Consider the following 21,411-nt stretch of genomic DNA (forward strand, 5'->3'; position numbering starts at 1 on the left):
AGAAAGTGCCCTCATGGTTCGATCAGACATCCAGGAGGGGATGCCCTCCATCTACGATGAGCCAGCCACCGAGCTAACCGGGTTTTTTTACACGCCATATGAACTCGAAGTGCTTTTGAAGGAAGAGTTATTAGGACGCGACGACCTATATGGACTACCCGTGCGCACCCGATCCAAGGTAGCAAAAACCCTAGTTTGTGAAGCTTTAGGATACGTGGCCCCAAAAACATTCCAAAGGGTTAACCCTAGACTGAGCCACATAAACGCCGATGTCTACGCGCAGGAATCAAACAACCTCCAAATTTGGAATCAAGAAGTTGATGCATCACGTCGCTACATCATTCTTATTCTTATTGAGGGACAAATATCAAATGTAAAAGTAATTGCCGGAGCCGACCTTGCTCAATATGATACGACGGGAACTCTGACACGAAAGTACCAGGCAAACCGAATTAACGAAAATTCAGGATCCCGACTAGTCTCCCAAACTGACAGCAATGAGCTTGTGAGACTTTTCCAACCATCATTCACACTTGACTACGCAGTCTCTCCTGTAGCGTTACCCGAGCCTGGACTCGTGCTGGATATCGCTACCATATATTCCAGATTGCAAGCAATCGTAGGACGCACCTATATCGACCCTGGACTAACGCAGGAAAGAAATAGGGGAAGCGTCGTACACAGAGACGCATGCGAACTACTCGGCTTATCACACTTTGCCGACAATGGGCAGTTCCCCGATGTTCTTTCTCAGCTACTAGAAGTTAAACTGCAACTAGCGAGGACAGTGGATCTGGGGCTTGAGCTACCAGAGTCCACAGCTCCCGTTGCTTCTACCAATGGAATTCTTGCAGCCCGAGACATGCGATACGCCATATTCTATGCCGCCCGGGATGGCGCCAAATTTACAGTAACAGAATTAGTGGTAGTCACAGGGAAGGACTTTTTCAAGGAGTTCCGGCAGTTCCAAGGAAGAATTTCGAACTCCAAACTTCAGTTGCGGCTTCCCGGTCCCTGGTTCAACTAAAACAGCGTGTCACTGGCCGGACCCGTCACCGCAACATCCATGGCTCCTTCGAAGGACTGTCGCACCAGGCGGTCCACTTCGCTTAGTTCCCCTGGAGTCACTTCTCCTTCCGATTCGCAGATGCTTTTGGTCAACGCGATAAGTCGGCGAGAAGTGTCAAGCGACGGGTCCGGCAATGGTAGCTTCCCAACATACTGAGTCATCCATCGTCGTCGACCTGAGTACAGTTTATTGCCACATACTTCATCGTAGAACCGAACACCCAGCCTGGAATTAGCTACTGCGATCATTAAGTATGCGAGACCCTCGTCACCAATGTCGGCAACGGAGATCCAGTAACAGTTTCCGTTCACAATGGCGCCTGATTTGTCGTAAGCAAACCGTGCGTCCACGCTTATGTCAGGGAACACGATTTTAGGCACCGACCACATTGCTGGCTTTTGAGGCACCCAAATCTCATACCACTCTCGGCCACTCTCGATAACGTATTTACGGCCCTTCAAACGTTCGGAGTGGCCTTCCAAATAGGTCATGCTGCTTGGATAAAGTGACATATCCACTAGAACTCGCTTTACTGAGCCGAGATCGTATGGATACAACACTTTAGTCTCGAGATTCTTGGAGATCCTCCATGGTGTCACGTTAGCTTGCGTGACCAGAGGCAAGAGAAGGTCTTTGTCAGGAACGGGTCGCGCCGACTCCCAATTGTCGGATATGAATACGCTGTCTGCCGTCGTCTTTATGCCAACCCGAATTTTGGCGACATCAGCGAAGGTCTTCCATGTGGCTTTCCGTATGGCTCGCAACCAATCGTCACCAGATCTATGAGAGAGGCGCCACGGTTCAGCGGGGGAAGTCGAAGGCACTAGCGTGCCAACTCGAATGGAAATTGTGCGACCTTCATGGGTTACGGTCGTGTCGCCGTCGCTGGTTAGCGATTCATACAGGCCTTTTATGGTATCCGGTTGGCCACTCTCATCTTCATACGCCGATGAGAAGTAACAAGAGACTTCAGGTGCTGGCGCTTGATTCAGTGCGACGACAATCGCGGGCAGTACGGCGGCGCGAAAAAGCTTGGTGTCACCCAGGTCATACAGCTCGACGGGTTGCAGAGACGTTTGGAATACGGCCCGTACGTTCGCCCCCGCCTTAGTCGACAAGAAGCGGTTGGAGCATAGTAAGCCCAACACTCCGTTATCACGTAGCAGAGCTGGAAAAAGTGTCACAAAGGGATGGGTAAGGTCAATACGCCCCTTCAAACCGAAATCCGCGGCCAGTGCTTTTGATGCCTCCTGCCCAAGTTGCTGGGTACGCACATAAGGCGGATTAGAAATAATTGCATCGAATGATCTTGGAGACAATTCGCGCCCTGCTTCAAGGAAATCTCCTTGATGCCACGTGGCATCCACGTCAAGGTCGCGGGCTCGCGTTTCGGCCACTGCGATGGCATCAGAATCCAAATCGTAGCCGACCAGTTCAAGCCGCATGTCAGGTCTACGTTGCTTGGCGACCTGGTCAATCGCCAGCAACAGCTCCCCGTCGCCACAGGCCGGATCAAGCACTCGTACGTCCTGCTGATCTCCTATCTGATGAAGAACTCGTTCCGCAAGGAACAGTGCCAAGTCCGTCGGGGTGTAGTGCCTCCCGTGGCGCTTAGTTGATGCCGACTCTGTCAGCATGGGGCTCCTCCGGTTGCTTCTCGTGTTGGGCCGCGTGCAGTCTATAAGTAGCAGCTGACAGCGGTCACGCTAGGTTCGGACGGGTCGTTGAGAACCCAGACGAACCTTGGCATGGAAGTCTTAGGGGAATGCGGTGTTGGCGGCTAGTGTGACCCCCGATATTCGCAGCAACCGGCGCATTTGACGCTACCTCAGGGCGCTGCATCCCGCGCCCGGCCCGGCTGACGGCGGCCTCAGCGGGCTAGCTAGCGCTCGGCCCCATGACCCATCAGCCAGGTTCTGGTCATGCACCGGGCGTCACGGAACTTGCACCTCCTTGTGTCCGCCGTCCGCAAATTCCTCACCTGCAATGGGCGCCCCAAGCACGTCATCGGCACCTCCGGCTTTCAGGGGGAGACCGCCGAGATCCGGTCCTGCGCCAAGGAGCATAGCCACTAGTTAGGCCGTCTGACCCCCTGTGTACATTCGAATACATGAGAACAGCACTCTGTTACTAATGCTCGAAAGGGGAACGGCATGGCACGTAAGCCCAGCGTCACGACCTACAACGAGGACGGCGTGTGGAAAAACAAGGTCGATGGAAACAGCCGCGCGAGCAATGTGTCGGCCACGAAGGCGGACGCCCAGCGAACCGGACGGCAGATGGCCGTGGACCGGGGCGCCGAGCACGTCATCAAGAACAAAGACGGTCGCATCGGAGAGAAGAACTCCTACGGCAATGACCCGCACCCGCCAAAGGGCTAAAGCCGGTCATGACTGTTGTGCAACGCTTCGAGCCGAGAAAGTAGGCCCTCACCCATGGTGATGTTCGAGCCTCAGCGTGATTTCCCCCGCGCGTACGTCGCTCTGCCCGCCCTACCCGAGGATGCGGTTCTCCCTGCCCTGAAGTGGGCCTTCAAGCACAGTGAAACCGGAGCTTGGGAGTCCGTCGGATTGCGGGTTGCTCAGCGCAGCACTATTCGGAACGTTCCCGTGCTCCAGAAGTTGGAGAAGCACGGGGTGCGCATCAGCACCGACCGTCACACCAATAGCAATCAAAGCCCCCGGGGGCCGTTAATTGTGTACCGACCCGACGTCGAGTCCTTGGTCGCGGCCGAGGATTTTCGAGGTGCCTCCGCCATCGTGGCGATCTCCGCTAATAACGAGTGGCTCCAGCCCTGGGTGGACGCTTACCACCCGGAACACCTGGGAGGAGACGTTGTCCCCCCGGCCAACCCCACTGTCCGCGAACCCGTCGTCTGGGAGGCCCTGGAGGCCTTCACAGGCAGCATCAACAGCAGCACGGGACTGGGGCACCCCAGCGACTTCGACTTCGTCCTGGACGGACTGCAACAACTCCGAAAGCATGGCTATGCCTTCACCGCGGACGAACTGCTGGCCGGAGCCCTGAAGCTGAACTGGCGTGGCAGCTCCGCCATGGAACTCCACCAGCTCGCCTCCGAGATACTCGCCGGCAAGAACAAGCGCTACAGGAATCGTTCCACCGTTCCTAATTCACGCCTACTGCGCCTTTGGGAGGAACAAGCCGCTGGGAAGCGGTGACAACCAGCTGGATGACTCGGCAAGGTCGACTTGTCTATGACGATTTCAAACTCGATCGAACTTCCAATCCCTACCGAGGCCGCCGCTCGTTCCCAACAGCAGGGAACGCCCACTGCCCGGCGTGTCCGTCTATACCGATGGCCCGACGCATGCGTCGGGCCATCGGTATATCTGTAAGTGATGTCTATGTGAGCGCGCCCGCCGCTTCCAAAGGCAATTGAATAACCATGGCCCTTTGTCGGTAGGGTGAGTCGGTGCGTGAAGACGCTCATCCCCACCGGTGGCACTTCGACTTACCCCAATACCTTATGGGAAGGTGAACCGATGCTGGCGTTCCAGACAGTGAGCGCATTCCGGCGGAAGACAGAACGAGATCAAGGAAAAGGTGTTGTGATGGCCCAGAGCGTGCAGATCATTCTGGAGGACGACCTCGAGGGTGGTCCTGCTGAGGAGACCGTCCAGTTCGGTCTGGACGGCCGGCAGTACGAGATCGACCTCTCCACCGCTAACGCGGAGAAGCTGCGGGAGGCCCTGCGCCCCTTCGCTGCCGCCGGCCGGCGGGCCCAGTCCAAGTCCGCCCGGACCACCGGGCCCCGTTCCTCCACCGGTGGTAACCCGGAGACGGCGAAGATCCGGGCCTGGGCGAAGGAGAACGGGTACGAGGTCTCCGACCGCGGCCGGATTCACCAGTCCGTCAAGGACGCCTACTACGCCGCCCAGTAGACCTCCACTCCCCCACCCGGACACCCCCTCGGGCCTGTCCGGGTGCTCCGCGACAGCGGGCTCTGATGCCGGCGGCCACGGCCATGGCATCACCGGGGATCGTCTCGGGGCAGGGCTCGAGCACGAGGACCCTCATCGTGGCCCCTCCGCACGATGAGCAGCCAGTGACGGGCTGACGATCCGTTGCCGGCCACGGTGCCCCCGGGACGCCCCGCGTCCAGCGTGGACAGCGCTGGTCGTCCCTTTGGCGCCCGGGAATAGGCCTCGCTGGAGGTCAGCCCTGGCTCCTACGGAGGGTGCGCGGGCAGCCGCGTCGTCCGACGACCCCCGGAACCACCCGCCCCATCCCGCCGCCTGTCCCCAGCATGAGAGAACCCGGCCCACCAGCAACGGTGAGCCGGGTTCCTTCCTCGCCGACCATGGGAAAGCCGCCCGCGGCCCACTCCCCTCCCCTGCCGAGGAGCGGGCGTTATCGGTTGAGCTGCTGGGCGTAGGCGCGCACGGCGTTCTCGATCACCGCACGGGCGGTGCCGTCGTGCTCGGTGAGCTCCTCGATCAGATCGGAGACGTCCTGAGCCACCCGCACCCCCAGCTGGATCGTGGGTTCCCGGCGCGGCCGGCCACGGCCCCGCTTCGGCGCCGCCACCGGGGACTCCGCCGCCGGTGCCGCTTGCACCAGCGGGGACGACACCACCGGTGCCACGGGCTGGGGTGTGGTGGCGGGTCGGGGTGTGTAGTCGACCGGGTCGATGTGCTCATCCGGGGCCGGTCGGGGCCGGCGGCGGGCCAGTGAGGCGGGACGCTCAGGCTTGTCGGTCATCGCAGCACCTTCTTCGCGATCGCCGTGTAGGCATCCAGCACCCGGGAGTCCTTGCGGTACTGGCCGTACCACTCCCCCGATATCCGCACCTCCTGGACGATGGCCCGGTCCGGGATCAACGGCTCCAGGAACAACCCCGTGGCACGGAGCTCCTCGAGGCTGGCCACCGCCGCCCGGCTCATGATGGTTTCCTTCACCCCGCCGACCACGATGCCGGCCTCGGTGAGGGTGTCCGGGGCGCCCAGCTGCTGGCGGTGCCGGGGAGAACTGGGCGATCGTGCGCCGGGCCCCGTCCACCCCGTCGATGCCGTCGCTGGTGGCGGTGGCGGCGTAGACCACGGTGTCCGCCGCATTCAGCGCCGACAGGGTGAGCGGGCCGCCCTGGCAGTTGGGGCAGTCGATGACCACCACATCCGCCTGAAGACCGGTCAGAGAAATCTTCAGCCGCAGCTCTGCGTGATCGGCCCGGTCGGCCTCGCGGTTGGAGACATTGCGGGCCGAGGGAATCACCCGGAGGTTGAGGTGCCACCCGCTGGGCACCGCGGGCTCCCCCCGCAGGCACAGAAAATACTTCCAACGATGACATGTCTTTAGTACCACACTAATATGACATTGGTGTGGTACTAGTCTGGTACTTGAATAGCATCACAATGGTGTTACTGTGGTGCCATGATCATTGTCTTTGGGCATCAGAAGGGCGGAACGGGCAAGTCGACGCTTACCGTCAACATGGCCGTTGAGCTGCAACGGCAGGGAAAAGACGTACTGCTGGTCGACGCTGACCCCACCATCCGCACGACCTCGAACTTCACCACTGACCGAGAAGAAGCCGGACTCCCCTCGATACAGTCCGTACAGAAATCGGGATCACTACATAAGTTCCTGGAAGAGTTCCGACCTAAGTTCGATCACATCTTGGTCGACGTCCCAGGCAAGGATTCCAAGGAGATGCGCACAGCGCTCACTGCCGCGGACATGCTGATCAGCCCCACGCGAGCCACCCAAGCTGACTTGGACGCTGTGGCCGGCCTTCTGGAGACGGTCGAAGGTGCCCAAGACTTCAACGAGGACCTCAAGTCGATGCTGGTTCTGAATTTTGTCTCCTCGAACGTATTTACCAAGGAGCGAGAAGAAGCCCAGTCATACCTCGAGGACTTCCCCCGTGTGCGACTCGCTGAAACCGTGCTGCATCAGCGCAAGGCTTTCGCCGACTGCCTGGCCGACGGCAAGGGAGTCGTAGAAATGCGCGATGCCAAAGCCAAGGCCGAGATCCAGCTGCTGACCCAGGAGGTCTTCTCATGGTGAGGAAACGTGGCCCGGTTGCCACCAATCGCGAGGAAGAGATCGAGCGGTTTGCAGCGGCAGCCGAACGCTCTGGATCCGATGTCCCCGAACAGGGGCCACCCCTGAAGCCGTGGAAGCGGCGGGCACGCATCGGAGCCAAGGTGAAGGGGTACAACTTCCGATTCAACAACACCCAGCACGCCTTGCTTAACTATGCCGCTGAAGCTGAGGACACCTCTCAGCAGAAGTTGATTGAAGAGCTTGTATGGCCGGTGCTCGAGGAGCGATACGGCCAGAACGTGCCCTTTAAGTAGGCGCTACCAATACCACACTGGTGTGGTATTGGTACTAACTCAGTACCAACGTGGTGCCGTATCGACAATGGTCGGTACGGCACCTCCATGTCCAGTCATCGCTGTGAAGTAGCGAATCCTCTCCTAGGAATCCCGCAACCACTACACCATCCGAGGAAGTCGACTGGGGTAGTGGTCAGTGCGAATACGAAGTGGGGAGTGGCCAGCCCAAGAGGACCGAGCTCACTAGCACCATACCGTACTAGTACCACACTAGTACCACACTTATACGTAACTGATGTGGTGCCACTCTTGGCGGTACCCCTCAAGTGATTCGACGACCAACCAATACCAAGAAGATGTATGACAGCTGCCATTTCCTGAAGCACCCCGGAGTCGTGAGTTATCGGTCAGCTGACGGTGCGTATTTCGTTCCAGTCGGTGGTGTATCTGGGGGAGAGGTCGGTTTGGCGGTTGGTCCAGGGGGTGGGGGAGTGGGCGCCGGTGCGACCCAGGGCGAGGGTGCCGGTGCCGAAGCGGCGGTTCACCTCGTCGATGAGCTCCCCGAGGGGGGCAGGTTGTTCGAGCACTCCGGGCAGGACGGGGACGGCTCCGTCGGGGGCAAGGTCTGTGCAGAGGATGCCGGCACGCATGTAGGACATGCCGTGCATCAGTTTGGGCACCAGGGCCGCCCGGGCCGCGGCCACCAGGGGAGTGGGCTCGTTGGTGGGCACGGCCAGGCGCACGTGCGCCGAGACATTGTGGGTGGGTCCGGGCCGGTGCGGGGAGGTGCTGGCGAAGGCGGTGAGACGCCCGGTGACCTCGCCCTCTGTGCGCAGCCGGCGGGAGGCGCGTTGGGCGAACTCTGCCACCGCGGCTCCGACGACCTCCGGGTCGTGAATCGGGTCCGGGAACGACCGGGAGACCAAGATCTGCTGCTTGGTGGCGACCTCGTCCTCAACGGGGATGGCGGGGAAGCCGTTGAGCTCCAGCACAGTGCGCATCTGCACCACGGAGAACTTGTGACGGATGGCCACCGGGTCGGCATCACGCAGGTCGGCGACGGTCTTGATGCCCATCGCCTCCAGGCGTTTCGCCAGCCGTCCCGCGATGCCCCAGACCTCGGTGACTGGCAGGGCCTCCAGGAGTCGGTCCCAGTACCCGTCCGGGGCCTGGTCCCAGTGGACGACCCCACCGGTGGCGGGCAGCTTCTTCGCGGTCTCGGTGGCGATCTTGGCCCGCGTCTTCGAGCTGGCGATCCCGATGCTTACCGGCAGCCCGACGTTGCGGGCCACGGTGGCTTGCAGCCGGCGCGCCCACCGGGTCTGCTCGGCCGGGGTGCCCTCGGGCGGGAGGAGGAAGCACTCGTCGATGGAGTAGACCTCCTGGCCGAGGGCGTGGCCGGCCAGGAGCAGCATCACCCGCTCGGACAGATCCGCGTACAGCTGGTAGTTGGAGGAGCGCTTGATCAGCCCCCACCGTTTAGCGTCGGCGCGCAGCTGGAACCAGGGGTCACCCATCCGAATGCCGAGGGCTTTGGCTTCGGGGGAGCGGGCGACCACGCACCCGTCGTTGTTGGACAGCACCACCAGCGGCTTACCGGCCAGGGAGGGCTCGAAGAGCGCCTCGCAGGAGGCGTAGAAGTTGTTCACGTCCACCAGAGCGATCACCACACACCACCACCGGCCAATTCAGTTGACGTGGCGGATGCCGTAGACCACCACACCCCAGACCACCAGCTCACTCAACGACGGGACTTCGACGTCGGGGTAGGCCGGGTTCTCCGGGTGCAGCACGACCCGGTCCGGGTGAACGTGGAGGGTTTTGATGGTGAAGTCCCCATCGAGCACCGCGATCACCACGTTGCCGTCCCGGGGAGTGAGGGAACGGTCCACCAGGACTTCGTCCCCGTTGTAGATCCCGATGCCTTCCATGGAGTCCCCGGTGACGCGGAAGAGGTAGGTGGAGGTGACATCGCGGATCAACACCTCGTTGAGGTCGATCCGCCCGTCGTCGAAGCTGTCCTGGGCGGGGGAGGGGAACCCGGCCGGGACCCGGACCAGGACCGCGTTCACCAGCACCGGGTCGTCAATGGTCAGCGGCACGGGGGGTCTCATGCACGCCATAGTAGAACACTTATTCGACAGTAAAGCGACATACGCCTATTCATTAGTACTGGATTACCAGCTGGCTAGGTTTGATGCCCTGAAGCTTGATGTGTCCCAGATATGGCGAGGGCCCTGCGCCGGGAACGCAGAGCCCTCGCTGCTACGAGTGGAAAGGATCAATTACCACCAAGGTCGTGCGCGCCGATGTGAGCGTGCTTAGCCTCGGTTCGTTCTTTGAGCTGACTCGTGCCGTGAGGCCAGACCCGGCAGGCGATTGCCGCCAGTGCCTGTCCGCGGGCGGTAATGGCGGCCTCATCCCAGTGCTCGACATCTGCGAGGGGGAGGTTCAGTTGCAGGGCTGCGTGGGCGGCCAGCTCGGGGCGTTTGTGCTGCCAGCCGAGGTTGGAGACGCCTTGGTTGAACGCGGAGGTCACCAGGGTGAGGTTGCCAATGCGGTGCACCACGGCAGTGCGTTCGGTGGTGGCCAGTTCCCGCTGAACCGGGTCGTCGAGTACTTCAGTTGGCAGGGGCCAGTGCTGGACCCAGCGTCGCGGCATGAGGTGCTCGATCTGCAGTTTGGTGTAGTCGAAGACCGCTGGCTCGGTCTTCGGGTTCTCAGCACGCATTCGTGCATCGATGGCCCCTAGCAGCAGGCGGATGCGCTCTTGGGTGAACCGGCCATAGATCCGTTCCTGGGCGAAGACCTGGGTGATCTCAGAATCAGTGGGCCAGGCCAGGGAGTTCGGCCCAGCAGAGAGGGCTTCGACGATGGCATCGGCGATATTGGCTTCCGGATCCTTGGCAGCCGCCTGCGCGCTCTTGAGCACGCTCATGAACGCCGCGTTGTAGCCACGGGTATTGACCCCAAGGATCATCCGACGGATCACCCAGGATTCCACCGCGCCCACCGCGCGTTCGTGATCGGCCGGGGAGAGCCGTGCTGAGTGGAGGGTGCGCAACCAAGCCAGCAACGGCACTGCGGTCTGGAGTTTGAGGGTCTCGAGGTTGCCGTAGGCCCGGGCCAGTTCCGTGGAGCCGGGGTCCAAGGCGCCGTAGATGGCCTTGTAGGCCCGCCCGTAAGCGGCCAGCTCGATCAGGATGTCCTCGGTCGTGCGCTCACCCCCAGCCAAGTACTGCCGGACTTCCCCGTAGAGGTGACCCACGCTGGCCTCGCTCCCCGAGACCGCGGTCAGCCACACCGACAGCAACACATCGCGCCGCGCGCGGGCAGCGTGACCGGTGCCGATCTGCTTCTTCCACCACCCCTCGTCGAAATCGGCCCAGTAGGCGTCGTAAAGAGCCTCGAGCTCGTGCTCGTTGGCCAGTTCCCCGCGGAGGAACAGCAGGTTTTTGACCAGGTCCGAGGCAGACAGGGGGGTTTGGCGGCCGTTGAGGACCTCGAAGATGACCTGGGCATCGTCATTGTCGTCCAAGTCGATGACCACCAATTTGAACAGGTCCAGCAAGGCATCCACGAGGTCATCGATGCGGTCCCGGCCGTCCACATCCAGGATGACCTCGCGCACGGACTCGGCGAAGAAACGGCGGGCCTGCAGATACAGGTGGTCCTCGGCACTGTACTGGGGAACCGCATCAGCCATCGCCACCGGCCACACCTCGCGATCCTTGCGCCGCGGCCACAGCTTGTAGCGCTCATGAGGCTCATCGACCACATCCTCGGGATTCTGCAGCAGACGCTTGACCTGCCGGCCCCGCGGCGACTCAGACTCCTGCAGCACGTCCAACACCCCGCGCACCAGCAGCTGCAGCGTCGTGAGCCGCTGCTGGCCATCAATGACCGCAGACAAGCTCAGCCCACCGGCGGGGGAGGGCAGCTGATCACACACCACTGCACCCAGAAAGTGGGGAGCCACTTCCTTCTCCGCCTTGGTTTTCGAGGACCCCGTCGCTTCCGCTTGGGCTCGGGCTGCCCCCAAGCGGCCGGCCACCGTGTCGAGATCCTCGAACAACAGCTGCCACTGCCCCTCCTGAGTCCATTCGTAATCACGCTGAAACGTCGGAATCACGAACCGGCCCTCCGCGGTCAGAATCTGCTTCAGCTCTTTGGTATCGGCCTGCACGGCACACCTTCCCCCTCCGCCGCTGCGCGACGGTCGTTGCAATTGAAATCAACCTACTCAACTCGCCAGACAGGGTTGCGCACCCACGCAGAGAGCCAGCAATTCCTTAGGCTTCACCGGAGAACGAGCTTCGCCGTGCCGCCTCCGCTAGGCCTGCAGCAAAGGCTGCCGCGTACCGCTCCCTGAGCGGACGCCGCGCCACCGGCACCTCATCAGCCGACCTAACGGCCACGCCCTCCGCCCCGGCATCCTCGGTGGCGGCTGCAGCAGCTTCCTGCCGGGCCGCGTGGCGGGCGGCGGCCGCGACCGCTTCGGCCCGGCGCTGCTCGGCCTCAGCCGCCTGGCGCTGATCGGGGGAGCGGTGCGGGGTGCCGTCGGGGTGGGTCCAGGCGCGTAGGCGGGCGGTGAACCAGGCCCCGGGGTGCTCGATCCCGGTGACCGCGTCGTGGGGGTAGCGCTGGCCGTTAGGTGCCCAGTCCAGGGCGTGGAGCACGTCGGCGACACTCCAGCCGGCCTCGAAGTGGGCCTTGGCCACCGAGACCACGTAGGCGGTGGTGATCCGGCGCAGCACCAGCGCATGGTGCTGGATCTCCAACCCCGCACAACGATAAGCCTGCTTCCAATCCGACCGGGCCGCCCCCAACCTCGAAGGCTGAACCGTCGCATGAGCTGGCCACAGCGGAGCTGTCCGCTGTCCCAGGGCGGCTTGGACCTCCCGCCGCTGTGCGGCGGCCTTGGTAGAGGGCCGCGGCGGAGCCGCGTCCATTTGGGAAAGTCCTTCGCGCGCGTGCGGGGGAGAACATACCCCCTCCGGGGGGACCGGGCCGACATTTATATCCACAACCGCCGCTGCCTCCTCTTCCGTCTTCTCGGCCGGAGTGGGTGCAGGAGCCGGAGGTGCGGGGACGGTCAGGGCGTAGACGGGGGCCTCACCCTGCTTCTTGCCCGTGGACCGCGGGGTGTAGGCCGCGGAGCGGCCGGTGGCCACCACTGCCAGCAGCCCCCAGTCCTTGAGCCGGCGGATCATCCGACCCACCGAGTCCTCGTGCACCCCGAGCCGCTCAGCGACCCATCCCCAGGTGGTGCGCCAGGTCCGCGAGCCGGGGTCCTGCTGCACGGCGATGACCTCGATCAGGGCAGCCATATTGGCCCGGCCATCGGCACGCATCAGCTCCAGGCCCGGATGCTCCAGGACGGCGCGCTTCCACGCGACCACGTGCCGGGCCAGACGGCAGCCCTTGGGCACGGCGCGCAGCACCACGGCCTTGGAGCGTTCATAGGCCACCCGCACCCGTCGACGGTGCGAGGGGAGCTCCGCGGGGGCCTCGAGGGCAGTCTCGAGGGAGGAGTGTGACCGAAAATCGGCGCGGTTGAGTGATGAGGGGTCCATTTGCGGACGCGCCTCAGGTACACTAGGGGACACAACAGTCCCCTGGTATTGGGTTCATGACAGATTCGATTCAGTTAGCTGTTGGAACGGCTGTCGCGAGTTTGGCGACCTGAGACAGCCGAATGACTTCGACGGCCCGCCCTGCCAGGCGGGTCGTCAGTCGTTTAAGCGGAATTAGCCAGCGGTAGGCGCGGCTCCTCCCTATTGTCGAGCTTGTTGGACCTTCCAGCGTCGCGGTCGATCAAGGCGCCGATGTACTCGGCCATGCTGAGCCCCGCCTGATGCGATGCTTCGATCGCCGCGCGGTGCTGTTCTGGAGACACACGCGCCATCAGGGCCACCTTGTGGCCCTGCAACTTCGGCTGCTGGTACTCGGTCATGGGTCGATCATGGCATATCGACACTGCTACCGATAGCGGTATCAGGTGTGTCTCGGTGATTTTTCATCCCTCCGGTACACGATCCCTCCGGCAAACGAGGCAAGCAGCGATGGCCTTGGTCATCTACGGCCGGGCGCAAAGTGCCGCACGACATGCATCCACCCTAATACATGTTGAACATGTTCAACATAAACATGTTCAAGTTCCGGGTAGCCTGGAGGGCATGTCTTGGCTAGGGGGAACTGTTTCCCGTTCCGACTCCGATGTGCTGGCTGAGTTGCCGGACCATCTCACCTGGGAGGGTCTTCATCTGGAGGTGCAGCGTCGGCACGGCAAGCCCATCCACATCATGCCAGCGCCGGCGGGGTTGGGTCAGGACGTCACTGGGCTGTGGTTGGAGAAGGCTGAGCGGTCCTGGATCTTCCATGCTGCCGGGGAGAGCGAGCTGCTGCGCCGGCACGTGATCCTGCACGAGTACGGACACATCCTCCTCATGCACGGTGGATGCGAGCTGACGCTGGGGAACGCCTTCGCCCACATCGGGGGCTCCCGGCGGATCAAGACCCTTCTCGGGCGTTCCTCGACCTGGACGGCCCAGGAGATCGCGGCAGAGAACGCCGCCACGAGGTTGGCCGCCCGACTGACCCAGCAGGTGGATCCTCTGCTCGAGGCCTTCTGATGAGCCTCGGAGCGGTGTTGAGTCTGCTCAAGGCCGTGGCGTTCCTCTTCGCCGCCGTGGCAGTGGTCGTTCGTCTGCCACGAGTGGCGCGGCGACGCCGAGTGGACTTCGTCTGGGTGGGCACGGCGTTGGCGGCGCTGGCTTTCTCGGCCAACGGGGTCATGGTTCCCGAACGGACCGTGGATGCGTGGCTGGGCGGGGAGAACATCTTCCATTTGGTGCGCAACCTGCTCGCACTCAGCGCCGTATGGTGCCTGCGGGCGGCCCTCGTCCAGTCCCTGCAGCGCAGGCACTGGAGCCGGTCGCGGACATTGCGGGAGGCCGCCATAGGTAGCGCCTTGCTGCTGGGACTGACGGCAGCGTTCTTCTCGATCGACCGGGGCCCGACCTCGGGAGCGTTCATTCCGGACCACCTTGCCCAGGGCGGCACCCTGGTCTACACGCTGCTCATCATGGTGATGGGAGCCTGGAACGCCGCCGATGTTGCCCGTGTCGCCTTCCGGGAACTCACCCTGCGCCAGCATGGGCACGACCGCCTGCTGTGGCCGGGGCTGCTCGGCCTGGGTGTGGGAGGTTCTCTGCTCGTGCTCGGCTGCACACTCGAGGCCGGCTACGCAGTCCTCGGGTATTCAGGCACGTGGGATGCTGTAGCTGTGGCCCTGCGGGCCTCGTTCGGCCCGGTCTTCCTGCCCGGGGCCGTGCTGGTGTGCTTGGCCGTGGCGTGGCTGGGTCTCTACGCCCAAGGCCGGCGCCTGAAGATGGGTCTGCGCATGGACATCCTGAGGATCGCCCCGGTGTGGGCCCACCTCGGCGCGGACCGGTGGAGCCCTGGTGGACGCCCTCCAGGCTGGTCCAGCGCCCTCTCGGCTGATCCCCAGACGGTTCTCTACAGTGCCGTCATCGCCGTCGAAGACGCCCTGCGGGCCGAGAACGCGGGCCTGTCGGACAAGCAACGGTGTGCCCTGCAGGCCGCCGAGAGGAGATTTGAACTCACATCATGAGCACCTCAATCGTCGTCCCCCGCTGGGAGAGAACCGCCACGGAAGCCTTCCAGCCTCCGGTGCTGCTGGCCGCACTGCTCATCGCGCTGCCCTGGGGGGCGAACCCTTCTGCGGCCTCGCTGTGGTGGGGAATCAGCGCGGCCCTGATCGTGTGCGGGGTTCCGCTGGCCGTGGTCCTCATGCTGGTGCGCCGAGGGATCCTCACCGACCACCACGTGAGTGTGAAGGAGCACCGCCGCCCGGTGATGGCCGGGGTGCTGGTGCTGGTCCTCAGCTACCTCACGGCGGCGATCCTGCTGCAGGGACCGATCGAGATCGTGGCGCTGCTCGTGGCCACGTTCCTGGCCGGGCTGGTGATCGCTGTGGTGAGTCCGTGGTGGAAGATCTCCGGGCACGGCATGATGATGGGCGGAACTATTGTTGCCCTGACAACATCCTGGGGTGTGGTCGGGCTGCTGTTCGTTCCGGTGGGCCTGGCAGTGTGCTGGAGCCGCATCCGGCTCCAGGACCACACCGGTCCGCAGGTGATCTCAGGCTTCATCTACGGGCTGGCCTTCCTGGGCAGCATCTACGCCTGGATCGTGACATGAGGAGAAACCACGTGGGGGACGCCAACCGGGAACGCTCAGCCCAGATCTTGGCCGACAAGATCAACCTGCTGTTGGACACCCTGCGCACCGAAGCCGGCCAGCCCTACGACTTCACCACGATCCAGCAAGGCCTCAAAGACCGCGGCGTGGCCATTTCGCGCACGAAATGGCACTACCTCAAGACCGCAGACACCCGGGTACGCCCCGACGAGAAACTGCTCCGGGCACTGGGGGAAGTGTTCGGAGTGGACCCGAGATACCTCGTGCAGGAGGACGGGCCGCTCCCTCAGCAGGTCGAGCAAGAACTCCACACGGTCCGCGCCCTCCGACGGGCCGAGGTCCGTAACTTCGCCGCCCGGGCTCTTGGTCAGATCGACCCCGAAGGCCTCCAGGCGATCCTGGACGTTATTGAGAAGGATCAGCGCGAGAGATAGACCGCGCCGCACAGCATTTGAGCCCTAGACGGACTGCCCGTAGGATCCGTGTTGAACATGTTCAACACGGATCGGAAAGGGCGCCCAGACATGGGAAGACATCAGTGAGGCTCGATGGGCGTCTCCGCACCCGCACTCCGCACATCCGCCAGGACATACTGCGTGAGAGCAGACAGCAGCCTCTCGAGCCGCGCGTGATTCGCGTAGTACAGCATCGGCCGGCCACGGCTCTGCTGCGCCTCCGCCTTCACGGCATCCATGGCCTCCAGCTCGGTCAACTGAGCACCGAGAGTCTTGGCCGGGAGCCCCGTTCGTTCCACCAGGTCCGCACGTAGCGCCGGCCCCTGCCGGAGGGCATTGATGATCGACAACCGGACGGTGTTGCCGAACACCTTGGCGGCTTCGGCAACAAGATCAGGCTGACCTGCGGGGCGAACTACGGACGGCACGGAATTCATTGTGTCGCACCCGCAACACCTCACACGCAACTGACATCGCGCCTCAGGCTCGAGACCCATACCGCCACGAGCTGAACGTGTTTTGACCGTTTTATACATCCAAGACGTGCTACAACTTTTATAGCTGTATAAAACAGCCAAATGGATTGACGCTGGGAAGGGAGGTGACGTGTGGAAGACGAGGAGTCCCACGGTTCATCCACTCTGGCTATCGCCGTCCTGGCGCTGGTCGGCGTGATGGCGATCGGTGTGCCTGTCGTGGGTGTGGCCGGTCTCGCCCTGGTGGCGGACATGCAGGCATCGGCCAGTAGCGGATGCGTCCCTGCCACGGTCGTCTCCGACGAGGACCCCGAGGACGGGGTGATCAACGTCCCTAACGGGTGGGGTCCACTGGTGGAGGAGGCCGCCAGGACGGCCGGGTTGCCGGTGAGCGTGGTCGCTGCCCAGCTGAAGGCGGAGTCGAATTGGAACCCGAACGCCGGCAGCCCCGCTGGAGCGCAGGGCATCGCCCAGTTCATGCCCGACACCTGGGCCGCCTACGGCGAGGGCGGGGACGTGACTGATCCCGAGGACGCGATTCCCGCCTATGGGCGCTACATGGCAACGCTGCGCAATGAGGTGAAGCCCTTGGCTGGTGATGACGCTGACCAGTTGGTGCGCCTGACCTTGGCTGCTTATAACGCCGGGCCTGGTGCGGTGCAGCAGCACAAAGGTGTGCCGCCGTTCGCGGAAACGGAGCGGTACGTGGAGACGATCCTCTCCGGTGGACAGATTGAGTTCTCGCCCGGGTGTGAGGCCCCCACCGGGGGCAAGGCATGGGACGGGGACCTGGGCGACGGGGAGTGGACCGCGCCCCTGCCGGGTGGGAAGTTCACCTCCGGCTACGGGGGCCGCAATGTGCCCGGGGTGCCCCAGTGGGCGCAGAACCACGTGGGGCTGGACTTCGCCACCCCTGGTGCCGGTTCCGGGGCTGGTGGGCCGGTGATCGCCCCGACTGATCTGCGGATCACCGGGTTCAACGACACCGATGGGTGCGTGATCGCCAAGGTCGACAACGACGACGATCCCGATTTTGGGTTCGCCTTCTGCCACCTGAACTCCTGGGGCGTGAAGAGGGGCCAGCGCCTCACCCGCGGTGAGGTGATCGGCACGGAGGGCAACCGGGGACAGTTCGGCATGGCCACGCACCTGCACTTTGAGATCTACCGGCCCGGGGCCCCCGACGTCGTTTTCCCCTATCAGGGCTTCAACATCGACCCCGAGCCGATCCTGCGAGAGAAAGGAGCGTGGCCCCAATGAGCCGCCGCCCCCACCTGATCACTGCCCAGGTTTTGTTCGCCCTACCCCTGGCGGCGTGCTCAACCAGTCCGGCACAGGAGACGTCCGCCCCGTCAAGTGCTGCGGCCTCGGCCAGCTCATCTCCGGCCGCCTGGCCTACATCGAGCAGCTTCCCCACCCCGGACGTGCCCGGGGATGGGACCTTCCCGCGCATTCAGGACGTGGACCGCTCCGATGTGGACTCCACCGCCCGAGCGGCTGCGCTCCTGCTGCACTCCTGGGACACGGCCAGCGATCGCACCGAGACGGCGGCCGCGATCCGCACCAAGCCGCTCATGTCGGACGAATGGGCAGCGCAGCAGGTCGAGCCTGAGCGCAACTCCTCCCAGGGTGCGTGGCTCGGCCCGTCCGAGCACGGGGCCTACAGCCGGGCCCAGGCGGTGTCGGCGATCGGGGACGTGACCCGCGACGTCGGGCAGGACAAGGCGGTGCGGGCGTACAAGGTGACTTGGCGGTGGGCCAGCCGCGACGGGGAACCGGCCGAGGGCACCGGCACCCGGCACGTGACGATCTACCTGGAGAAGCACTCCGGGGCCTGGGAGGTCGTGGGCCACCAGTCCCACGACCTGCCCGCTGGGGAGGCCGCCTCGTGAGCCCGGCAGTCCACACATGGCCGGTGATCACCCTGGCCTTCGGGGCGGAGCAGATCGTGGCCGATGCCAACGGGGAGGTGCTGACCTATCCGGTGCTCGATGCCGGTGCTACTCACGAGGTGGCCGCGGATGCGGCCGCCGAGGCGTGCCGGCGGCTGGGGTTGAAGGCGTGCCGGGTGCAGGGTCACACCGAGGACGGGTCCGTGTTCGAGATGGTCGTGGACGCCGAGCTGGGCACCCTGGAGGAGTACGAGCCCCCGATTGGTCCCGGGCCTGCCACCAGCAATGGGGTCCGGCAGGGCGGGAGCAGCGCCAGCACACGCAAGTCGGGTGCCCGGTCCGGGAACCAGCGCCGTCGTGCCCTGGCGATCTGGGGCAGCGTCGGGATCCTGGCCCTGACGGCCGGTACCTCGGTGGCGATGAACCTGACCGAGGGCGACGGGGAGCCGGTCGCGGTGGTGCACACCCCGCCCCCAGCGCAGCTGCCGGTGCCGGCCCCGGCCGGGTGGGACACCTACGGCGCCTGGGCCACGCCCATGTCCGGGTCCCAGGTGAAGGCGGTCCTGGACTGGGATGGCCGCCCCGTCAGCGTGGACGGCAGCAAGCTCATCGGCCACGATCCGGCTACGGGTGTGGAGCAGTGGATCCGGTCCGCGCCGTTCACCGTGACCCAGCTGGCGGTGTTCACCGTGGACGGGCAGACCCGGTTGGCGGCCGCCACGGGCAAGGAGCTGGTGCTGTTCACCCCGGACTCCTCGGACCCGATCCGGGTGGAGGTCCCCCAGGAGGCGACCGTGGTCTTGGACGGTGGCACGGTGCCCCGGCTGGATCTGCCCACCAAGAAGTCCCTGCTGGTGAAGGCGGACGGGTCCACCGTCTCCCGGGTGGTTCCGGCGGCCGCCAAGCCCCTGGAGGCCCAGGGGGAGGACCTGATCGCTACTGATGCCAAGGCTGGGAAGGTGTGGCGGGTCGGCACCGACTCCGCGGCCCTGCCCAAGCCGGCGACCCTGCCGGCCCCGGCTAAGGGCGCGGAGCTGACCGCCGTGCTCGGCAGCGTGGAGGGCCGGGTGGTGGCGGCCTGGAAGGACGGGAAGCAGACGGTCGTCGGGTTCTACGACGTCGATGAGGCCACCGACGTCACCGCGGTGAAGCAGGTCGCGGTGCGCGAACTCGACGGGAACCAGATCACCACCTCCGCCGTGCAGACCGATCGGGTCCACGGGCTGCTGCTGGCCTCGACGGTGCTGGTCGATGTGGAAGCCACCACCGCCCACCGCCTCGATGGTCAAGCCACGCTGGCCGCCGGCTGCGCCTGGGTCACCGATGACGGCAAGCAGACCCAGGTCACCCGCGACGGGGCGACCGAAGCCACCACCAGAGCTGACCAGGCGGCGGTGCCCGACGTCATCACCGACAACGGAATGGCGATGACCCGGGTGGCCGGGTCCACCGATGGCTCCCTCTACGCCCTGGTCAAGACCGGCCCCACCCCCACAGCCAGCCCTTCGCCAACTGCCAGCACGTCACCGACTGCGAGCCCTACCCCCACTGCCAAGGAGACCCCCTGATGAGAATGACCGCGACGATCGACTCCACCGGTGCCGTGCACCTGGACACCGACGGGGAGACGACCCGGGAGAACCACTCTTCCGTGGGCGATGCCCGCCGCTCGGTGATGGCCACGGCAAAGACCCTGGCGGAGCAGACCAACCAGGACATGCAGCTGCACATCGAGGACCCTTCCGGGTCCCGCACATTCCTGGTCGGCGCCGATGGCACCTCCCGGCAGGAGAGCGCGGCACCAACCACCGTGCAGGCCCCAGCTGAGTCCGTGGCCACGGTGGAGCCGGTGGCTGCCCCGGTCGAGTCTCCTGAGCCTGAGTCGGTGCCTGCGGTGGAGTCGGTGGTGCCGGCGTCGGTGGAGACGGCCCCGGTGGCTGCTGCGACTGAGGAGGATCAGGCTGTTGCACCGGTTGCGGCGGCTGCTCCCGCACCTAATCCGTTCCTCGGCGGCCGCCCCTCCACGGCTCAGGCCGTGGCGGAGTCCGAGGCGGCTGGCAACCGGCGGGAGCCGTTGCCGTCCTTCGTGGACCGCCCCGAGGTGGACGCCCCGGCCCAGAGCGGGTGGCGTGGTGCGCTGAACCAGTTGGGTCTGAGCCTGGCACCCTCGGCCGCGGAGCTAAGCCAGCGGAAGGACGAGGCCGCGGTGTCGGCCCACTGGGCCGGGCCGCGCACGATCGCGGTCCTGAACCCCAAGGGCGGGGCCGGCAAGACCCCCACGGTCATCTGCCTGGCCGCTGTGTTCGCCCGCCTCTCCGGTGGTGGGGTGCTGGCCTGGGACAACAACAACTCCCTGGGCTCCCTGGGCTGGCGCACCTTCGATGCCGGGCATGAGGCGGCCGTGGTGGATCTGCTCGGGCGCACCGAGCACTTCATGACCTCTGACGCCCGGGTGGGGGATCTGTCGGGGTACGTCCACCACCAGCCGGCCGACCGGTACGACGTGCTGCGCTCCGATGACCGCTCCGGGGACCAGGAGCGACACATGGTCACCGGGGACGAGGTGAACCGGCTGCACGCGGTGGCCGCGAAGTACTACCGGGCCATCGTGATGGACTCGGGCAACACCGAACGCGGAGCGAACTGGCAGGCGATGATCGGCCACGCCGATCAGGTGGTGATCCCGGTGAAATCCGTCGACGACGCCGCCGAAGGCGCCTCCCGGGTGCTGGCCGCCCTGCACGCCGGAGACACCCACACCCAGGACCTCGCGCGCAACGCGGTAGTGGTGGTGCTGTGCTGCGAGCCCGGCCACCAGAAGACCAAGGCCACGGAACTGGCCGCCGAATTCGCTCCCTACGCCCGTGCCGTGGTCACGATCCCCTATGACCGGGCGCTGGTGGAGGGTCGGGTGCGATTCACGGCGATGACCCCGGCCACCCGCCGGGCCTGGCTGCGCGCCGGGGCAGCAGTGCGGGAGGGACTGTGATC

23 protein-coding genes are annotated in these 21,411 nt (G+C 64.4%); 14 read left to right on the forward strand and 9 right to left on the reverse strand.

Annotation, left to right across the window (positions count from 1 at the left end):
- Positions 1-40 precede the first annotated feature (40 nt).
- Positions 41-1,027 carry a restriction endonuclease gene (locus E7Z53_RS17590; RefSeq protein ID WP_217905927.1) on the forward strand — a complete coding sequence of 329 codons (987 nt, stop codon included), beginning with the start codon at positions 41-43 and terminating at the stop codon, positions 1,025-1,027.
- Here E7Z53_RS17590 and E7Z53_RS17595 read toward each other — a convergent pair.
- Complete coding sequence (locus tag E7Z53_RS17595) at positions 1,024-2,706, reverse strand: N-6 DNA methylase (protein WP_176338438.1); 1,683 nt, start codon at positions 2,704-2,706, stop codon at positions 1,024-1,026. The genes E7Z53_RS17590 and E7Z53_RS17595 overlap by 4 nt on opposite strands.
- 516 nt (positions 2,707-3,222) lie before the next feature.
- Here E7Z53_RS17595 and E7Z53_RS17600 point away from each other — a divergent pair.
- The 3 genes from E7Z53_RS17600 to E7Z53_RS17610 all read left to right on the forward strand — a co-directional run bounded on the left by E7Z53_RS17600 (position 3,223) and on the right by E7Z53_RS17610 (position 4,971).
- Positions 3,223-3,450: a DUF2188 domain-containing protein gene (locus E7Z53_RS17600; RefSeq protein WP_176338439.1), complete on the forward strand. Its 228-nt coding sequence runs from the start codon at positions 3,223-3,225 to the stop codon at positions 3,448-3,450.
- Between the two features lie 54 nt (positions 3,451-3,504).
- Positions 3,505-4,248: a hypothetical protein gene (locus E7Z53_RS17605; protein ID WP_176338440.1), complete on the forward strand. Its 744-nt coding sequence runs from the start codon at positions 3,505-3,507 to the stop codon at positions 4,246-4,248.
- A 393-nt stretch (positions 4,249-4,641) separates the two neighbouring features.
- Positions 4,642-4,971, forward strand: a complete 330-nt coding sequence (locus E7Z53_RS17610; protein ID WP_176338441.1) for a histone-like nucleoid-structuring protein Lsr2 — start codon at positions 4,642-4,644, stop codon at positions 4,969-4,971.
- A 469-nt stretch (positions 4,972-5,440) separates the two neighbouring features.
- On the opposite strand, the gene E7Z53_RS17615 is transcribed toward E7Z53_RS17610, so the two are convergent.
- Together E7Z53_RS17615 and E7Z53_RS17620 are read right to left on the reverse strand one after the other, a co-directional pair.
- Complete coding sequence (locus tag E7Z53_RS17615) at positions 5,441-5,791, reverse strand: hypothetical protein (RefSeq protein ID WP_176338442.1); 351 nt, start codon at positions 5,789-5,791, stop codon at positions 5,441-5,443.
- Complete coding sequence (locus E7Z53_RS17620) at positions 5,788-5,973, reverse strand: hypothetical protein (RefSeq protein ID WP_176338443.1); 186 nt, start codon at positions 5,971-5,973, stop codon at positions 5,788-5,790. Before E7Z53_RS17620 ends, E7Z53_RS17615 begins: the two co-directional genes overlap by 4 nt.
- A gap of 487 nt (positions 5,974-6,460) precedes the next feature.
- Between E7Z53_RS17620 and E7Z53_RS17625 the strand changes: the two genes are divergently transcribed.
- A complete protein-coding gene (locus E7Z53_RS17625; RefSeq protein WP_058874560.1) occupies positions 6,461-7,096 on the forward strand; it encodes an AAA family ATPase in 636 nt (211 codons plus the stop codon).
- On the forward strand, positions 7,090-7,389 hold the full coding sequence (locus E7Z53_RS17630) for a hypothetical protein (protein ID WP_176338444.1): 300 nt from the start codon (positions 7,090-7,092) through the stop codon (positions 7,387-7,389). The genes E7Z53_RS17625 and E7Z53_RS17630 overlap by 7 nt, the downstream gene beginning before the upstream one ends.
- 389 nt (positions 7,390-7,778) lie before the next feature.
- On the opposite strand, the gene E7Z53_RS17635 is transcribed toward E7Z53_RS17630, so the two are convergent.
- The 5 genes from E7Z53_RS17635 to E7Z53_RS17655 all read right to left on the reverse strand — a co-directional run bounded on the left by E7Z53_RS17635 (position 7,779) and on the right by E7Z53_RS17655 (position 13,327).
- Positions 7,779-9,038: a Y-family DNA polymerase gene (locus E7Z53_RS17635; RefSeq protein WP_369598017.1), complete on the reverse strand. Its 1,260-nt coding sequence runs from the start codon at positions 9,036-9,038 to the stop codon at positions 7,779-7,781.
- Between the two features lie 21 nt (positions 9,039-9,059).
- Positions 9,060-9,485, reverse strand: coding sequence for a LexA family protein (locus tag E7Z53_RS17640; RefSeq protein WP_176338446.1), 426 nt, complete (start codon positions 9,483-9,485; stop codon positions 9,060-9,062).
- Between the two features lie 167 nt (positions 9,486-9,652).
- Complete coding sequence (locus tag E7Z53_RS17645; RefSeq protein WP_176338447.1) at positions 9,653-11,557, reverse strand: DUF262 domain-containing protein; 1,905 nt, start codon at positions 11,555-11,557, stop codon at positions 9,653-9,655.
- Positions 11,558-11,663: 106 nt separating this feature from the next.
- Complete coding sequence (locus E7Z53_RS17650) at positions 11,664-12,947, reverse strand: hypothetical protein (protein ID WP_176338448.1); 1,284 nt, start codon at positions 12,945-12,947, stop codon at positions 11,664-11,666.
- 164 nt (positions 12,948-13,111) lie between these two features.
- Positions 13,112-13,327: a hypothetical protein gene (locus E7Z53_RS17655; RefSeq protein ID WP_047802221.1), complete on the reverse strand. Its 216-nt coding sequence runs from the start codon at positions 13,325-13,327 to the stop codon at positions 13,112-13,114.
- 349 nt (positions 13,328-13,676) lie between these two features.
- On the opposite strand from E7Z53_RS17655, the gene E7Z53_RS17660 reads away from it, so the two are divergent.
- Genes E7Z53_RS17660 through E7Z53_RS20500 form a run of 4 tightly spaced genes read left to right on the forward strand, consistent with a single transcriptional unit; the run spans position 13,677 to position 16,031 of the window.
- Complete coding sequence (locus E7Z53_RS17660; RefSeq protein WP_176338449.1) at positions 13,677-14,006, forward strand: hypothetical protein; 330 nt, start codon at positions 13,677-13,679, stop codon at positions 14,004-14,006.
- Positions 14,006-15,007, forward strand: a complete 1,002-nt coding sequence (locus E7Z53_RS17665; RefSeq protein ID WP_176338450.1) for a hypothetical protein — start codon at positions 14,006-14,008, stop codon at positions 15,005-15,007. The genes E7Z53_RS17660 and E7Z53_RS17665 overlap by 1 nt, the downstream gene beginning before the upstream one ends.
- A complete protein-coding gene (locus E7Z53_RS17670) occupies positions 15,004-15,597 on the forward strand; it encodes a hypothetical protein (protein ID WP_062737182.1) in 594 nt (197 codons plus the stop codon). Before E7Z53_RS17665 ends, E7Z53_RS17670 begins: the two co-directional genes overlap by 4 nt.
- Positions 15,598-15,608: 11 nt before the next feature.
- Entirely contained in the window at positions 15,609-16,031 is a 423-nt protein-coding gene (locus tag E7Z53_RS20500) for a hypothetical protein (RefSeq protein ID WP_255219668.1), read from the forward strand.
- A 101-nt stretch (positions 16,032-16,132) separates the two neighbouring features.
- Here E7Z53_RS20500 and E7Z53_RS17680 read toward each other — a convergent pair whose 3' ends face one another.
- The gene (locus E7Z53_RS17680; protein WP_176338451.1) at positions 16,133-16,489 is read right to left on the reverse strand and encodes an ArsR/SmtB family transcription factor; all 357 of its coding nucleotides are present in this window, start codon (positions 16,487-16,489) and stop codon (positions 16,133-16,135) included.
- A gap of 171 nt (positions 16,490-16,660) precedes the next feature.
- Here E7Z53_RS17680 and E7Z53_RS17685 point away from each other — a divergent pair, with 171 nt between their 5' ends.
- From E7Z53_RS17685 to E7Z53_RS17700, 4 genes are all read left to right on the forward strand, one after another.
- Positions 16,661-17,788, forward strand: coding sequence for a transglycosylase SLT domain-containing protein (locus E7Z53_RS17685; RefSeq protein ID WP_369598018.1), 1,128 nt, complete (start codon positions 16,661-16,663; stop codon positions 17,786-17,788).
- A gap of 200 nt (positions 17,789-17,988) precedes the next feature.
- A complete protein-coding gene (locus E7Z53_RS17690) occupies positions 17,989-18,420 on the forward strand; it encodes a hypothetical protein (protein WP_255219669.1) in 432 nt (143 codons plus the stop codon).
- Positions 18,417-19,988, forward strand: coding sequence for a hypothetical protein (locus E7Z53_RS17695; RefSeq protein ID WP_176338453.1), 1,572 nt, complete (start codon positions 18,417-18,419; stop codon positions 19,986-19,988). The genes E7Z53_RS17690 and E7Z53_RS17695 overlap by 4 nt, the downstream gene beginning before the upstream one ends.
- On the forward strand, positions 19,988-21,409 hold the full coding sequence (locus tag E7Z53_RS17700; protein WP_176338454.1) for an AAA family ATPase: 1,422 nt from the start codon (positions 19,988-19,990) through the stop codon (positions 21,407-21,409). Before E7Z53_RS17695 ends, E7Z53_RS17700 begins: the two co-directional genes overlap by 1 nt.
- Positions 21,410-21,411: the final 2 nt, after the last annotated feature.

The sequence above is a fragment of the Kocuria salina genome (assembly GCF_013368965.1).
GTDB lineage: Bacteria > Actinomycetota > Actinomycetes > Actinomycetales > Micrococcaceae > Kocuria > Kocuria rosea.